This window comes from Chryseobacterium sp. CP-77, assembly GCF_036362765.1.
GTDB lineage: Bacteria > Bacteroidota > Bacteroidia > Flavobacteriales > Weeksellaceae > Chryseobacterium > Chryseobacterium cupriresistens.
This window is the reverse complement of the sequence record NZ_CP143637.1, coordinates 2,237,056-2,252,583: the sequence shown is the minus strand read 5'-3', so window position 1 is coordinate 2,252,583 and position 15,528 is coordinate 2,237,056. Positions and strand designations below refer to the sequence as shown.

The 15,528-nt window shown below is 36.3% G+C and carries 20 protein-coding genes and 1 riboswitch; of the genes, 9 read left to right on the top strand and 11 right to left on the bottom strand.

The window, feature by feature from the left end; all coding sequences use genetic code 11:
- Positions 1–29 precede the first annotated feature (29 nt).
- Positions 30–207, top strand: a riboswitch (cobalamin riboswitch).
- Between the two features lie 32 nt (positions 208–239).
- Together V0410_RS09965 and V0410_RS09960 are read left to right on the top strand one after the other, a co-directional pair.
- Entirely contained in the window at positions 240–2,066 is a 1,827-nt protein-coding gene (locus V0410_RS09965) for a TonB-dependent receptor plug domain-containing protein (RefSeq protein ID WP_330747351.1), read from the top strand.
- A 21-nt stretch (positions 2,067–2,087) separates the two neighbouring features.
- Positions 2,088–3,146 carry a YncE family protein gene (locus V0410_RS09960; RefSeq protein ID WP_202838854.1) on the top strand — a complete coding sequence of 353 codons (1,059 nt, stop codon included), beginning with the start codon at positions 2,088–2,090 and terminating at the stop codon, positions 3,144–3,146.
- A 152-nt stretch (positions 3,147–3,298) separates the two neighbouring features.
- Here V0410_RS09960 and V0410_RS09955 read toward each other — a convergent pair whose 3' ends face one another.
- The 10 genes from V0410_RS09955 to gldB form a co-directional block, all read right to left on the bottom strand.
- Positions 3,299–4,717, bottom strand: coding sequence for a CCA tRNA nucleotidyltransferase (locus tag V0410_RS09955; RefSeq protein ID WP_330747350.1), 1,419 nt, complete (start codon positions 4,715–4,717; stop codon positions 3,299–3,301).
- Between the two features lie 37 nt (positions 4,718–4,754).
- Positions 4,755–5,099 carry a nuclear transport factor 2 family protein gene (locus V0410_RS09950; protein ID WP_202838856.1) on the bottom strand — a complete coding sequence of 115 codons (345 nt, stop codon included), beginning with the start codon at positions 5,097–5,099 and terminating at the stop codon, positions 4,755–4,757.
- A 107-nt stretch (positions 5,100–5,206) separates the two neighbouring features.
- Entirely contained in the window at positions 5,207–5,755 is a 549-nt protein-coding gene (locus V0410_RS09945) for an L-threonylcarbamoyladenylate synthase (RefSeq protein ID WP_047378653.1), read from the bottom strand.
- A 114-nt stretch (positions 5,756–5,869) separates the two neighbouring features.
- Positions 5,870–6,466 (bottom strand): hypothetical protein, encoded by a 597-nt coding sequence (locus V0410_RS09940; RefSeq protein WP_330747349.1) that lies wholly within the window; start codon positions 6,464–6,466, stop codon positions 5,870–5,872.
- A 6-nt stretch (positions 6,467–6,472) separates the two neighbouring features.
- Positions 6,473–6,835, bottom strand: coding sequence for a hypothetical protein (locus tag V0410_RS09935; RefSeq protein WP_330747348.1), 363 nt, complete (start codon positions 6,833–6,835; stop codon positions 6,473–6,475).
- A 74-nt stretch (positions 6,836–6,909) separates the two neighbouring features.
- On the bottom strand, positions 6,910–7,422 hold the full coding sequence (locus V0410_RS09930; RefSeq protein ID WP_330747347.1) for a DinB family protein: 513 nt from the start codon (positions 7,420–7,422) through the stop codon (positions 6,910–6,912).
- An 88-nt stretch (positions 7,423–7,510) separates the two neighbouring features.
- Positions 7,511–7,960, bottom strand: a complete 450-nt coding sequence (locus tag V0410_RS09925; protein ID WP_330747346.1) for a GNAT family N-acetyltransferase — start codon at positions 7,958–7,960, stop codon at positions 7,511–7,513.
- Between the two features lie 67 nt (positions 7,961–8,027).
- Positions 8,028–9,167, bottom strand: a complete 1,140-nt coding sequence (locus V0410_RS09920; protein ID WP_330747345.1) for a cystathionine gamma-synthase — start codon at positions 9,165–9,167, stop codon at positions 8,028–8,030.
- A 132-nt stretch (positions 9,168–9,299) separates the two neighbouring features.
- Positions 9,300–9,623: a gliding motility protein GldC gene (gldC, locus tag V0410_RS09915; RefSeq protein WP_002977443.1), complete on the bottom strand. Its 324-nt coding sequence runs from the start codon at positions 9,621–9,623 to the stop codon at positions 9,300–9,302.
- Positions 9,624–9,654: 31 nt separating this feature from the next.
- Entirely contained in the window at positions 9,655–10,638 is a 984-nt protein-coding gene (gene gldB, locus V0410_RS09910; protein WP_330747344.1) for a gliding motility lipoprotein GldB, read from the bottom strand.
- Between the two features lie 52 nt (positions 10,639–10,690).
- On the opposite strand from gldB, the gene V0410_RS09905 reads away from it, so the two are divergent.
- Genes V0410_RS09905 through V0410_RS09875 form a run of 7 tightly spaced genes read left to right on the top strand, consistent with a single transcriptional unit; the run spans position 10,691 to position 14,706 of the window.
- Entirely contained in the window at positions 10,691–11,329 is a 639-nt protein-coding gene (locus tag V0410_RS09905) for a leucine-rich repeat domain-containing protein (protein ID WP_330747343.1), read from the top strand.
- A 10-nt stretch (positions 11,330–11,339) separates the two neighbouring features.
- Entirely contained in the window at positions 11,340–11,870 is a 531-nt protein-coding gene (locus V0410_RS09900) for a GNAT family N-acetyltransferase (protein ID WP_330747342.1), read from the top strand.
- The gene (locus V0410_RS09895) at positions 11,867–12,400 is read left to right on the top strand and encodes a GNAT family N-acetyltransferase (protein WP_330747341.1); all 534 of its coding nucleotides are present in this window, start codon (positions 11,867–11,869) and stop codon (positions 12,398–12,400) included. The genes V0410_RS09900 and V0410_RS09895 overlap by 4 nt, the downstream gene beginning before the upstream one ends.
- A 12-nt stretch (positions 12,401–12,412) precedes the next feature.
- Entirely contained in the window at positions 12,413–13,204 is a 792-nt protein-coding gene (nadE, locus tag V0410_RS09890) for an NAD(+) synthase (protein ID WP_330747340.1), read from the top strand.
- Positions 13,205–13,230: 26 nt separating this feature from the next.
- Positions 13,231–13,734: a ribonuclease domain-containing protein gene (locus tag V0410_RS09885; protein ID WP_330747339.1), complete on the top strand. Its 504-nt coding sequence runs from the start codon at positions 13,231–13,233 to the stop codon at positions 13,732–13,734.
- 40 nt (positions 13,735–13,774) lie between these two features.
- A complete protein-coding gene (locus tag V0410_RS09880; protein ID WP_330747338.1) occupies positions 13,775–14,398 on the top strand; it encodes a Zn-dependent protease in 624 nt (207 codons plus the stop codon).
- Entirely contained in the window at positions 14,395–14,706 is a 312-nt protein-coding gene (locus tag V0410_RS09875) for a barstar family protein (protein WP_202838866.1), read from the top strand. The genes V0410_RS09880 and V0410_RS09875 overlap by 4 nt, the downstream gene beginning before the upstream one ends.
- 281 nt (positions 14,707–14,987) lie before the next feature.
- Here the strand turns inward: V0410_RS09875 and V0410_RS09870 are convergent, their stop codons facing one another.
- On the bottom strand, positions 14,988–15,470 hold the full coding sequence (locus tag V0410_RS09870) for a cytidine deaminase (protein WP_110011371.1): 483 nt from the start codon (positions 15,468–15,470) through the stop codon (positions 14,988–14,990).
- Positions 15,471–15,528: the final 58 nt, after the last annotated feature.

Sequence of the window (15,528 nt, the reverse complement as noted above, 5' to 3'; positions counted from 1 at the left end):
CTGATTTTTGGCGAATACATATAAAAAACTATCTTTGCAAAAATTTTGGTTTCCAGTATTTTGGAATGAAAAGGGAATCGGGTGTAACTCCCGGACTGTCCCCGCAACTGTAAATCGCAACACAAGTTTCTGCAAAACGCCACTGTGTAAAAACGGGAAGGAGCAGAATGCGAAAGTCAGGAGACCTGCCAGGATTATAATTAAAAAACATATTGCTTTCGGAGGAAAAGTAAAAAAGTATGGATATAAAAAGATCTTTAGTACTGCTTTTTTCATCTTATGGGTGTTTTCTTTTTGGACAAGAGAAAACGATTGACACTATTTATGTCTTCGACAACCAGATGAACAGGGTGAAACTTTTTCATCCCGTAAAAACAATTACAGCAGAAGATGCTGAAAAAAATTCCAGTAATCTTTCGGAGCTTCTGAGGTTTCAGTCGCAGGTTTTTATTAAAGAAAATGGCCGTGGAGCTGTGTCTTCACCTTCTTTCAGAGGAACTACCGCCCAGCAGACTGCATTCGTGTGGAACGGAATTAATATCAATTCTAATTTTTTAGGGCAGGGAGATATCAATAATATTGCTTTGTTCGGCTATGATCAGATCGGTATCAAAGCGGGTGGAGGAAGCGTGGTGTACGGAAGTGGTGCCATCGGGGGAAGTATTCACCTGAATAACACCCTTGATTTTAATAAAGGTTTCCATGGTTCTTTATTTTCTGAAGTGGCTTCCTTTAATACCTATAATAATTTTGTGAAAGGGTCTTACAGCAATGATAAGTTCAGTTTTAAAGCCTCCGGAAATTATTCCGTAAGTGAAAATGATTATAAGGTAAGCGATCTGAATTATATCAACAGAAACGGGAATTATTACAATACGACATTCAATGTAGGAGCATCCTATAAAATTACAAACGATCATAAGGTTTCGTGGCAAAGCCAGTTTTTTGATTCTTCACAGCATTATCCCGTGTATGAGGAAACGGGAACAAAAACAAAATATACAACTCAAAGTGTAAGAAGTCTTCTTTCTTGGGACTGGAACAAAGCGAAGTTCAGCAATTCCCTTAAAACAGCCTACACGGAAGAGAATTTTCAGTATTTCGGTTCGTTAAACCAGCCTAAATCCAGTGGAGGAACCGGGAAAAATTATATCTTTAAAAATGATTTTAATTATTTCCTGAACTCAAAATGGAATTTTAATATCATCGGAGAATTTCAGATTAATAAAGGAGAAGGGTACGAGAGCGGAATATCCAATGTCAGCAGGAATATAGGTTCTGTTTCGGGATTATTGCGGTATTTTGCAACAAAAGACCTGCGTTTTGAAGGAGGATTCAAAAAAGATTTTGTAGAAGATGTAAAGTCTCCCTTTATGTATTCATTCTCCGGAAAATGGAACGCCGCAAAATGGTATGATCTGAGTATTAACGTATCCAAAAACTTCAGATATCCTTCATTTAATGATATTTATTATGAACCGGGAGGAAATAAAGATCTGAGACCGGAAACCTCTACTCAGGTGGATATGACCAATGAGTTCAAAGCGGGAGATTTCAAACTTACTCTGTCTCCCTATTATATGAACATCACAGATCTTATTGTATGGCTTCCAACGGCTATGGGATACTGGCAGGCATACAATGTCAATAAATCCGAATCTTACGGGCTGGAATCTCAGTTGTCTTTCAGCAAGCAGTGGGGAAATCATAAATTCAGAGCCAATGCAGCATATTATTATGCAAAAGCTATCGATAAAGAAACGAAGATGCAGAGACCTTACGTTCCCATGCACAGGGGAAATGCCGGTATAGATTACGAATATGGTTTCTTCAGGTTGTATGCACAGGGACAGCTGAACGGTGTTACCTACACCACAAGTGATGAAAAGAGATCAGAAGCTATAGATCCTTATTTTCTTTTAAATATGGGAGTTTCTGCCACCTTAGCAAAAAAATATACCTTAGGGTTTAAAGTGAATAATCTAACCAATACCTACTATAAAACCGTTTCTTTCTATCCTTTACCGAAAAGAAACTATAGTGTGTATGCCGCAATAAATTTTTAATAAATTAAAATTGAATAAATTATGAAAATAACTAAACTTTTAACTGTCTTATTTGCAGTTGTACTATTGTTTAATATGTCTTCATGTACAAGTGACTCTGCCGAGTTTGAAATTTCTCCGATCACTTACCAGAACGGATATTTTATCTCTAATGAAGGGAATTTTAACAGCCAGGGTGCTAAAGTAACATTCCTGACAAGAGATTTAAGCTTAAAGCAGGATGACGTATATGGGTACAATAACAATAAAGAAATTCTGGGTGACGTTCTTCAGACCATTGGTCTTAATGGAAATAAGGCTTATCTTGTGATCAATAACTCAAACAAAATTGTTGTAGTAGACCGTTACACATTTAAGAAATTAGGAGTAATCACCAATCAGATTGATAACCCGAGAGGAATTGCTTTTGCCAATGACTTTATCTATGTTGCTAACCTAAACTTCTCTACGAATGCAACAAGTGTAACGAAATATAAGGCTTCCGACTATTCATTTGTAAGCAAAATCACGATGACAGGCGGGGCTGATAAAGCAGTGGAAGCAGGTGGAAATATTTTTGTACAGAATGCTACTTCAGGATATGGAAATATGATTACTTATATCAATACTTCTAATGACAGTAAAACTGAACTTACTGTTCCGAATGGTAAGATCAACAGTACTATTTCATACAAATCCAATGTATATACAATTTCTTCTACAGCTACTGATTCTTATATCTATAAAATCTCCGGCACAGGGGCTATGACACCAGTAGTTACATTGACAGGAATTCCAAGTGCTACCAATCTTCAGATTGATAATGATAAAATCTATTTCAGTTCTGCCAATAAAGTGTATACAACAAGTTTAGCTACACCAACAGTTCCTGCAAGCCCGCTATTAACAGCTGCAGACGGTGGTCCTTATTTTACGCTTTATGGATTTAATGTTATTGATGGTAGAATTTTTGCATCAGATGTTAAACAATTCACTCAGGAAAGCGAAATGACTGTATATTCAGCAACTACGGGTACCAAGCTTACCTCCCTTAAAACAGGTGGTCTTGGTGCTAACGGAACTTTCCTTAACCCGCAATAATTATTACTTCTAAAAATAATTTTTTATTTTTTCATCATTTGTGTTTTTTTCCGGCCGGTTTCGAAGAAACCGGCCGGCTTTGTTTCCTTAAGAAAAAAATTCCGGCGGGATGGAACATCCCGCCGGAATTTTTAATATTTTTCTAAATTGAATTATAAGGTTAATCCCAGTTTCTCAGCTTCAGCAATGACAAACTTCGTTGCTTCTTCTTTTTCATTGGGAATTTCACCCTCAAGAATAGCTTCTTTCACTTTCTCTTTCAGGATACCAATTTCACGGCCCGGCTTAAGATTAAACATTTCCATAATTTCTTCTCCGGTGATCGGCGGCTGGAAGTTTCTTACCTGATCTTTTTCTTCCACTTCCTTGATCTTGACCGCTACATATTCAAAGTTTCTTTTGAATTTCTCCTGTTTTTTAGAATTTTTAGTGGTAATATCTGCCTTGCAAAGGGTGAAAAGGTCTTCCAGATCTTCTCCTGCATCAAATAAAAGTCTTCTTAATGCAGAATCTGAAGCATCATCCGTAATCAGTGCAATTGGCCTTGATGAAAGCTTGACCATTTTCTGAACATATTTCATGTCAGTTCCCAAAGGTAATTTCAATCTCTGGAAAAGTGTTTTTACCATTTTTGAACCTAAAAATTCATGCCCGTGAAAAGTCCATCCTGTTCCCTCTACAAACTTTTTCGTAGGAGCTTTTCCGATGTCATGAAGAAGGGCAGACCAGCGAAGCCAAAGATTATCGGTATTCACAGAAATATTATCCACTACTTCCAGCGTATGGTAAAAATTATCCTTGTGGGTTTGTCCTTCCACTTCTTCCACGCCTTTCAGTTCAATCAGTTCAGGAATAACAAGCTTCATAAGACCGGTTTGTTCCATCAGTCTCAATCCGATAGACGGCTTTTCAGACATCATGATTTTGTTAAACTCTACCATGATTCTTTCCATAGAAACAATCCTGATTCTTTCCGCTTCCTGCTGGATCGCTTTCAGAGAATTTTCCTCAATTTTAAAATTTAAAGTGGAAGCAAAACGCACTGCTCTCATCATCCTTAACGGATCATCAGAATAGGTTTGTGCCGGTTCCAGAGGAGTTCTTAAAATTTCTTTTTCAAGATCATCAATCCCGTTGAAAGGATCAATCAATTCTCCGAAATTATTTTTATTTAAAGAAATAGCCATCGCATTGATGGTGAAATCTCTTCTTTTCTGGTCATCTTCAAGACTTCCGCCTTCCACTTCCGGCTTCCGGCTGTTTTCTGTGTAGCTTTCCTTTCTTGCTCCCACAAACTCAAGTTCAAGTTCTTTATACTTGATCATAGCCGTTCCGTAAGTTTTGAATACGGAAACCTTCAATTTCGGATCTATATCCTGCGCTACATGCTGAGCAAGCTCAATTCCGCTTTGTTCCGTTACAAAATCTATATCGGTAGATGCTTTTCTGTTCATCAGCAGATCCCGCACATAACCACCCACAATGTATACGGACTGGTTATTCCTTTCTGCTGCTTCAGAAATGATTTTAAATAGTTTTAAATTCTTATTTTGATTAAGATTAATTTTCATCGTTGATAATAGTGACAATTTCTACGTATGTTACCCATTAATCATAATGAGCATACATTCTACTAATTTTTCCCTCTCCATTAAAAAACATGACTTCAACGGCATGTTTATCCATAATCGACTTATAAAATAATGCTACCGAATCTACTCCTGCTGTGGAATGGATCAGATCAAAATGGAGGTCCGGAAATTTATCCAATGCCTTTCTCCAATATTCACGAACAGCTTCTTTTCCTTTTAAAGAGCTTTCTTTACCGCCTGTAGCCAGCGCAATCATAGGAGTTGTAATCTCAATATCATCTGAATAGTGGGAAAGTATATCCTCCAGATCATGAGAATTCCACGCATTGATCCACATTTGGGCAAATTCGTGATGATTCATAGCAAATAGTTTATGAGTTGAGTTTGCAAAGATAGAATTAAAAAAAAGAAATCCTGCCGATATGAACTGACAAGACTCTAAAAAGTAAACATAAAAGTTCAGGATTCTTATTCCCGAAGAACTTTTATTCTGTTGTCATTCCATATTTTGATCACCGAAGAACCTGAGTATTTTGAAACTTTTTCTCTATCTTCTTCCACGGCATAATCTACAAGACTGATCATCTCCTCAGAAATATCAGAGAATTTCAATGGACTTTTTTCGCCACTGAAATTGGCAGAGGTAGATACCAGAGGTCTGTTCAGCTTTGTTATCAGTTTTTTACAGAAATCATTTTTTACAAGACGAATTCCGATACTTCCATCCTCAGCAAGAAGTTCTTTAGGTAAACCTCTTGGGTTTTCATAAACAATGGTTACCGGTTTCTCACTAAGATCAATAATTTCCCATGCCATCTCAGGAACGTCTACAAGGTCCTGAAGTCTTTTTTCTGACTCTACAAGGATGATCATGGATTTGTTTTTTTCGCGCTTTTTAATGTCAAAAATTTTATTGACCGCTTCTATATTGGTGGCATCACAACCAATTCCCCAGATAGTATCAGTAGGGTAAAGAATTGTTCCACCCGATTTTAATATTTCGATAATATGCTCCATAATTGTATATGAGTTCAAAGAGTGGATAAAGGTAGAAAATCTGTAAATTTTGGACAAAAAAAATAGGGTGTAAATATGGTTTGTCAGTTTGATTATTATGACAAGACGGAAAGATTATAATCCATGAAAAAATGAATTAAAATAAGTTGTACGCTTAATAGGCTCAATATAATCAGGATGTAGTATTTTTTTGAAATCTCTTTTGGTAAGATGTTGTGAAATCAAAACAGGGAAATTTGATTTTGCACCTTCTTTAATTAAAGTATAAAGAATCACATTGTTTTTAAAAAATACAATGGTTGTCTGTTCATAATCTTTACCCAAACTGTAGAGATCTGTCGGTTCATTAAGGAAAATCAGATTCCCAGAAATCTTTGAAATTCTGTAATGATGTTTTTTTCCATACTCAATGATTCTGCTTTTAGCTTCTTCTTTAGAAATTTCAAACTTAATTTCTTTCAAATGTTTTTCGGTGTATTTACAATACAGCACATATACGCTACAGATGAATAAACTTATAAGAATTGCACACTCGAAGCTGTTATTAAGAGAAAAATCTACTTCTTTTAATAACAGCAGAGAAGCTCCTGCCAATGCAGAAAATCCAAAATAGATCGAGATCGTATCAAACTTATCGTATGAACTTTCTTCAAAAACTAATTTTTCAGTTTGAATACTTTCTGTGATTCTTAAATTTTTTAGAGACCTCATTGGACATCAGGATGATAATTTATGATCTTTAAATTTAGATTTTATAATTAAATATAATGAGCCAACTATTAAAAATGCAATAGAAGCTATCCACAAAAAATAACCTGTTTCCAAGCTGTATATTCTCCCCATCCTTCCATTTTCAGAAACTAAAATTTCCTTCCAGAAAAAAAATGTTCCTGCCATGAAAAAAGATATTGTAGCCAATATCAAAGAGATTGAAAAAAGTTTTTTATAGCAGAATATTACGGAAATAAGGAACCAGATATTAGCAGTCCATACCAGGAATTCAAATAATCCTCCGCCTAAGAAACTAATCGGACCTATGAGAAAAGCTTCAAATGATTTATAATTTTTAATCTCTCCCATATCTTCAACTTTAAAAGCTGTAAAACAAAGAGATAGAATGAAAATTAACAGGCTGATAATAGTAATTCGTTTTCTTACATCCATCCCAATTTCGATAAATACCTTTCCTCAATAATATTCAGGTGGTGGTAATTGTGCCCTACAATAAGTTTTCCGATGGTTTCTACAGAAATTTCATGGTCATTGGCTGTCCCTGTGTTTTGTAGAGCAGAAGGTTGAAGAGTTTCTAATAAAATCTGTGAAGATTTTCTCACCAGTTTGTATTCTTCCAGAAGAGATTCAAGGGTTCTTTCACCTGCAAAAGAATTTTCTGCATATTCATTTTCATCAAATCCGGGAAGATTGTTTTTTTCTCCTCTCGCAAAAGCTAATATTCTGTATTGGAAGACTCTTTCTGTATCAGATAAATGGAGTAGAAGTTCTTTTAAAGTCCATTTTCCTTCTGCATAAGCAAAATTGGATTGCTCTTCGGTAAGGTTGGAATAAATTCCGATGGTTTTGTCTGCTGATATCTGCAGTTCATTGATCCAGTTTCCTGATGGAATCTGATCTAAATATCTTTGGATGTATTTTTGAAAGTCGGTCATATTATTTTTTGTTTGGGTTACGGGTTACGGGATTTGGGATTCGGGGTTTTGAGATTCGGGATGGTGAGTGTAATGTATCAATTACTCATTACTCATGATTCGTCCACTCGTAGAAATTCACAGAGTCATACAGTTCAAATCCACAGGATGGATAGAGTTGATTTCCGATGTCATTACTTTTTCCTGTTTCTAAAAGAATACCACAGGCTTTTGAAGAGCGGCAATGTTCCTTGGATTTTTCAATTAATTCTTTAGAGTATCCTTTTCCTCTGTGGCTTTCATTTACGTACAGGTCGTTCAGCAGCCAGTAACGCTGCATTCTTGTAGATGAAAATATAGGATATAGCTGTACAAAACCTGTCAGGTTACCATTTTCTTCCGTAACAAAAATTTCGGAATCTTTGTTTTCAAGTCTTGCCTGAAGAAAGGTTGTGGCAGCAGGAATATCTGATTCTTTGTGATAAAATATCCTGTACTGATCAAATAATTCTGCGAGTTGTGGTAAGTCGGAAATAGTTGCTTTCCTTGAGTTTTTCATAATATCAGTTGGTGTTATAATAAATGAGAAGGATTATCAAAACCCTTCCCATTTAATGTATTGTATGTTAAGAAAAAGCTTTCTCAAGATCTGCAATAAGATCTTCTGCATCTTCAATACCTACGCTTAAACGTACAAGGTCGTCCGTTATTCCCAGTTCAGCACGTTTTTCTGCCGGGATTGAAGCGTGAGTCATCAACGCAGGATGGTTAGCCAAAGATTCTACGCCTCCTAAAGATTCCGCAAGGGTAAATACTCTTACTTTTTCTAAGAATTTGACAGCATCTTCTTTCTTACCGGATTTAAAAGTGAATGAAACCATTCCCCCTGATTCCTTCATCTGGGATTTTGCCAGTTCATACTGTGGGTGAGATTCCAATCCCGGATAAATTACCTTATCCACAGCTGGATGTTTCTCAAGATACTTCGCTACAGCAAGACCATTGTCCGAATGTCTCTGCATTCTTAAGGCCAGTGTTTTAATTCCTCTCAATACAAGATAAGAATCGTGAGGACCTAAAATACCACCGCTTGCAAACTGAATAAAGTGAAGTTTTTCTCCCAGTTCGGCATCTTTAGCAATAAGAGCTCCTGCAATCACATCAGAATGGCCTCCTAAATATTTCGTTGCGGAGTGCATTACAATGTCAGCTCCCAAATCAATAGGCCTCTGGATATAAGGCGTAGCAAAAGTATTGTCTACTGCCACCAGAATATCTTTCCCTTTTGCAATTTCTACTACTGCTTTGATATCTACTAATTTCATCAAAGGATTCGTAGGAGTTTCTACCCAGATCAGTTTTGTTTTATCTGTAATGACATCGGCAATTTTAGAAACATCGTCAAAATTCACGAATGTGAATTTCAGCTGATATTTTTCGAAAAGTCTCGTGAACATTCTGTAAGTGCCTCCGTAAAGGTCATCTACAGCAATCACTTCATCACCTGGGTTTAATAATTTCAAAACACAGTCGATGGCTGCAAGACCGGAACCGAAAGCCAGACCTCTCGCTCCGTTTTCAATGCTTGCCAAAGAATCTTCCAATGCCTGTCTTGTAGGGTTGGCAGCTCTTGAATATTCATATCCGGAGTGTACTCCCGGGCTTTTCTGTGCAAACGTAGAGGTTAAAAATACAGGTACATTTACAGAACCTGTTGCAGACTCGTGGTGCTGCCCTCCGTGAATTACTTTTGTATTAAAATTCATAATTTTTTGCTTTAGGCTTAGCATTAAACAATAAAGTATATTGCTTAAGCGGATTGTTTTATTAAAATTTGCTCTAGCTGAATACAAAAAGCTTACCGCTTACTGCCTGCAGCTTACCGCAGTTATATTTTTTTACTTAATAGCAGATTTTACCGCAAATTCTTCTGCAATTTCCTCCATCCATTGTGCTACATCTTCTTCTCCGGTTGCTCTCTGATACGTATTTCCTAAAGATATTAAAATCTGGTGGATAAACATCTTCATCTGGTCTACAGGCATTTCTTTGGTCCAAAGATCAATTCTTAGCGCTTCTCTTGTTTTATCATCCCATACAGAAATCATGGTTGCCTTGGTATCTTGTTTTTCAATACCGCCATCCTGAGCGTTCCATGTAATATTTTCCGGTACGTGATTTTCATCAAGCTCTACATCTATCGTAATCTGAGTCTTTCTCATTTTTCTATTTTTTCTAATTCTAAAATTTCTATTATTTAAGCTTCGGTTTATAACCGGATTGATTAAAAATTGTGGTAGCATCCATTTTCAGGAACTCCGTTAATTTTGTTTCGGGTTTTTCCTTAAAGTATGCTTTACAGATCTGCCAGCCTGTAAAAATCCCGATTTGTGGTGAAGATTCATTGTCAATTTCTGTATAAAACTTCGAGAATGGGCCTGGTGAAATAAAACGTTCTCCCAGTCTCGGATCATCTCCGAAGATCAGATTACTTTCTACAAAATAATTCCAGATATTCGCCTCATTACTGGTTGCCCATTCATACTGCTTTTGAGTATAATTCATTTTCAGATAATCGGGAGTATCCGGAAGAAAAGCATCCTGAAGAATCATTACTTTTCCGTTCAGAATAATCTGATCAATGAATTTCTGATGATCAGGAGATTCCGTTACAATATTTTCTGCAAACAACTGTGATACCTTAGGAACAATATTCTGCGGATTCATTGATTTTTGGAAATATAGTTCCAGTCCTTTGTAATTAGGATTTCCATCACCCATAAAACCGGTTACATCTATGAATAACAGATTGCCTTTTTCATCATAAAATATAGGGTCCTGTACCATCTGTAGAGCAGATGAGAACAGATATACTTTTGGATTTTTAAATTGGGGAAAGTAATATTTGATATGAGCAAATAAGCTCTGAAGTTCATTTTGCAGCTTTGCCTGATCTATTTTCCCGATAGCTTCCTTGTAGATTTTTATCTCTTCAGCATCTGCTCTTCTTTTTTCGAAATCAGCATCAGAAACACTCCCCTGAAACCATGGGAATTGAGTTTTAAACTGATCCAGTGGAATATTCGGATTGTAGAATTCTTTGGAAATATCTGTAATGTCAACTTTTTCGGCAGTTTGTTTAACTTCGACCTTCCATTGATTTTCAGGTTCTTTTTTGCAGGAAACAAGCCCTGCAGCTAAAACGGAAGAAAGCGCAATATATCTAAAAATCTTCATTATTTTTACATGGAATTTAAGTTTACAAAAATAAGGATTAAATACACAATTCATGATGAAAATTAAAATATTTACAGCGGGTTGCCTTATTTCCGGGCTTTCTTTTTTCTGCGGGCAAAACCTTGAATTTAAAGATAAAAACTTTGAAAAAGCAGTACTGGAAAATTTTGATCTGAATAAAAACGGAATACTTGAATCTCCGGAAGCAGGTAGGGTTACCAATCTGTTCCTGGTTCAGAAAGGAATTACTTCTGTAGAAGATCTGCCATTTTTCAAAAATGTAAAAATGGTTATCCTGGACGATAATATAATTCCCGATATTGCCGTAAACAATCTGTCTCAGCTTGAATTGTTTTCATGTACGGGATGCAAAATTTCTTCATTCAAAGCCGAAAATCTTAAAAATTTAAGTTCATTATATCTCGATAATAATTTGTTGGAAAGTATTTCGCTGACGGAGATTCCCAAAATTGATCAATTAACATTATCTTTAAATCAATTAAAAACAATAAATCTGCTTCAGTTTAAAGTATTAAGAAAGCTGAATGTAGAACATAACAAGCTTCAGAAAATTGATATTTCCGGCAACCCGGCTTTACAAACCCTTAATATAATGGGAAATAAGATAAGAGAAACAGATATAAAGAAGGGGGCTAAAACTAACGTAACCATTTTTGGAGCTGAAGAATAAACTAATAATTATGATGATAGAAACAGAACGACTGATTTTAAGAAAACTCGAAGATGAAGATTTTGAACGCATATTTTTGCTGGATTCCAATCCTGAAGTTATGAAATACATTGGTGTACCGGTTTTGACGGATATCAATGAATCAAAAAAGGTCATCAGCATGATTCAGAAACAGTATGAGGAGAATGGAGTAGGAAGGCTTGGAGTGGTAGAAAAAGAGAGCGGACTTCTGATAGGATGGAGCGGCTTGAAACTGCTTACCCATGAAACCAATGGTTATAAAAATGTGCTGGAACTGGGATATCGTTTTCTGCCGGAATCATGGGGAAAAGGATATGCTGTGGAATCCGGAAAAGCTTCTCTGGAGTATGGTTTTAATGATTTAAATGCAGAAGTCATTTATGCCTATGCCCATTCTGAACATGATGCTTCCAATCATATTCTAAGAAAATTAGGTTTTGAAAAAACCGGCGAGTTTGAAGAACCCGACGGAATCTGTTTCTGGTACGAACTGAAGCGTGAAAAATACAGTAAAAAATGATAACAATACGGCAGGAAGAAAAAAAAGATCATCAACAGGTCTTTCAGCTTACGGAAGAAGCTTTCAGTGAAATGGAACACAGTGATCATCAGGAACAGTTTCTGGTAGAAAAATTGAGAAAATCTGACGCTTTTATCCCCGAATTATCATTGGTGGCTGAAGATGAAAATGGTAGAATTGCAGGACATATTCTGTTTACTAAAATTAAAATTGTCAACGAAGAAAAATCGTTTGAATCCCTTGCACTGGCACCTGTTTCCGTAAAACCTGAGTTTCAGAATCAGGGAATCGGAACGAAACTGATTCTTGAGGGACATCGAATTGCCAAAGAATTGGGATATAAATCTGTAATCCTTATCGGACATGAAAAATATTATCCGCGCTTTGGTTACAAAAAAACAAGTAATTTTGGAGTTTCTTTTCCATTTGATATTCCGGAAGAAAACGGAATGGCTGTAGAATTGGTAAAAGACGGATTAAAAGATAGAAAAGGAGTGGTAAAATACCCTCATGAATTTGGAATAGACTAAAAAATATAAACAATGCAGACACAAAAAGTAATAGATCGTATTGTAAGCTGGTTAAAGGATTATGCTACAAATGCTAAAGTAAACGGATATGTAATCGGAGTTTCCGGAGGAGTAGATTCCGGAGTAGTTTCTACTTTAGCAGCAATGACAGGCATGAAAACACTGCTGATCGGAATGCCGATCCGTCAGAAAGCTGATCAGGTAGATCGTGCACAGGATCATATGAATGATCTTAAATCCAGATTTCCCAATGTAGAAACAATATCTGTAAATCTGACCCCGGCCTTTGAAGAGATCTATAAAACCTTCCATGTAAATGATGAGGTATATGCTAATGAGAATTTGACTTTTGCCAACACAAGAGCGCGTCTCAGAATGCTTACACTTTATTATTACGGACAGCTGAACGGGCTTCTTGTTTGTGGAACAGGAAATAAAGTAGAAGATTTTGGAATTGGTTTCTATACAAAATATGGTGATGGTGGGGTAGATGTTTCTCCGATTGCTGATCTTTATAAAACTGAAGTATATGAATTGGCCAAGGGATTAAATCTTATCAAAAGTATTCAGGAGGCTATTCCTACAGACGGGCTTTGGGATACGGAAAGAACAGATGAGCAGCAGATTGGTGCAAGTTATCCGGAACTGGAAAAAATCCAGAAAGAATACGGAACGAAAACGGCTGAAGATTACGAAGGGAGAGATAAGGAAGTGTTCCTGATCTTCGACAGAATGCATAAAGCTGCGAAACATAAAATGGATCCAATTCCTGTTTGTGATATTCCTGAAGAGTGGAGAGCATAAAAATAATATTACATTAAATCATAGCGATGAACGGTAAAATAAGATCTGTATTTTTTATATGTCTGGGGCTTCTCTTCGGAATGTCTGTGATGTATGTCTACAGGAACTTTATTGAAGATAAAAAAGATCAGTCAGGTTCTGCAAAAAAGGAAACGGTGAGTTATGGCAGTACTTCTTCGGAGGGGAATTCATCTGCTCAGGTTTCTATAGATCAGCTTACAGAGGAGAAAACGGTGATCAGCTATGTGAAACAAAACCATAAGCTGCCGGATTATTATATCACTAAAAATGAAGCAAGGAAACAAGGCTGGAACCCTTCTAAAGGAAATCTTTGTGATGTACTTCCCGGAAAAGCTATTGGCGGAGATCAATTCAGAAACAGGGAAGGACGTTTGCCGGATGGAGAAAAGTACTTTGAAGCAGATGTAAACTATCATTGCGGCGGAAGAAATGCAGACCGTATCATCTATACCCGGAATGGTGATGTGTATCTTACCAAAAACCATTATAAGAGCTTTGAAAAGCAATGACCAATATATAATTTGATTGTAATTATTATAAATCTTAATTTTGAAAAATTATAGCTTTTTTTACCTTCCCATTCTTTTGATTCTGGCATACTCATGTTCAGAAAAGAAAGACAAGGCAGCGGAAAAAGCAGTAAAACCAACCATAACGATACTTATACAGCCATTTAAGGATATTAATGATGAAACTGTAGCAAAAGTAGCCGAAGGAATAAGAAATGTATACCCGAATGTAAAAGTTCTGGATGCGATAGAATTTCCTGAAAATACTTATTATAAAGAGAGAAACCGATATAGAGCCGATTCAATCATTAAGTTTTTGAATAAAGAAACAAAAGAAGGTTTTGTCACAATTGGTCTGACAGCGAAGGATATCAGTGCTACCAGAGGAAAGATCAGAGACTTTGGAATCATGGGGTTGGGGTATAGACCAGGAAAAGCTTGCGTGGCTTCAAGTTTCAGACTGAGTAAAGAAAACCGGGATGAGCAGTTTTACAAAATAGCCATTCATGAGCTGGGCCATACACAAGGGCTGCCACATTGCCCGGAAAAAATGTGTTTTATGAGAGATGCAGAAGGTAAGAATCCTACCAATGAAGAAACGGATTTCTGCAAAAAATGCAAGACTTTTTTAATTAATAAAAATTGGAAATTTAATTCAATATGAAGACAGTATATATAGATTTTACAGACATAGGTGATTATGAAGATTTTTACGCCCAGCTCAAGGAGAAAATTCAGCTTCCTGAGCATTTTGGGGATAATCTTGATGCCCTTTTTGATACCATCACCGGTAGTCTGGAAATGCCGCTCCATTTAGAATTCGTCAACATGACTGTAGATCAGCTTGAGATTTTCGAAGACCTGCTGACTACTCTGGAAGATGCGGAAGAAGAAGTTGAAGAATTTAGTTTTAGCTACTATCTTGAGCAGTACGAAGACGAAGATGATGATGTAGAATCTGAAGAAGAATAAAAAATAAAGGTTGTCCCAATACAGGAGACAGCCTTTTTTATGCTGATCCTTATTCTAGAGTATTAGAATCCTTATCCAAACCTAACAGAATCAAACCTAACAGGTTTCCAAAACCTGTTAGGTTTCTTATTTTATTTCACTGTAACGTTTATTCAGGATGAGCCGATGTGAACTTTTTGCTTCACAGCCTGTAAAAGCTTCAAACTTGGACAGGGTTTAAAATATCAAGTTTACTTTAGTTAAAAATCTCATCTTTTGGTCAATTTGCTATCTCGCTTTAGTTACAAAAACGTCGAATCAAAATAAAAAGGAAGCAGATCTTTCACGGCATGCACTTTTACAACCTCCTCATTCATACTTGAAAAATAAAGGTCTATATTTTCATTCTGCTTGGTTTCATACTCAATTAAACTCTGACGGCATGCGCCACATGGAGGAATTGGTGGGTTTTTCTCATGAAACTCTTTCGGACCTCCTACTACAAAGATCTTTTTTATTTTCACATCCGGAAAGTTGGCAGCTACCCAAAAAACAGTCGTTCTTTCTGCACACAATCCTGAAGGATAGGCTGCATTCTCCTGGTTGTTCCCGGAATAGATTTCTCCGTTTTCCAGTAATACGGAACATCCTACCAAAAATTGAGAATAAGGTGCATATGCATTCTCACGAGCTTCTTTTGCTCTTTCAAATAATTGTTTTTCTATATCGCTCAGCTCACTGCTATTTTTAAAATATTCGTAACCGATCTGTATGTCTTTTTTCATATATTGTCAACTAAAAAAGGGGGGTAAAATTAGTTCTTTTTAATGAAGTGGGCAATAT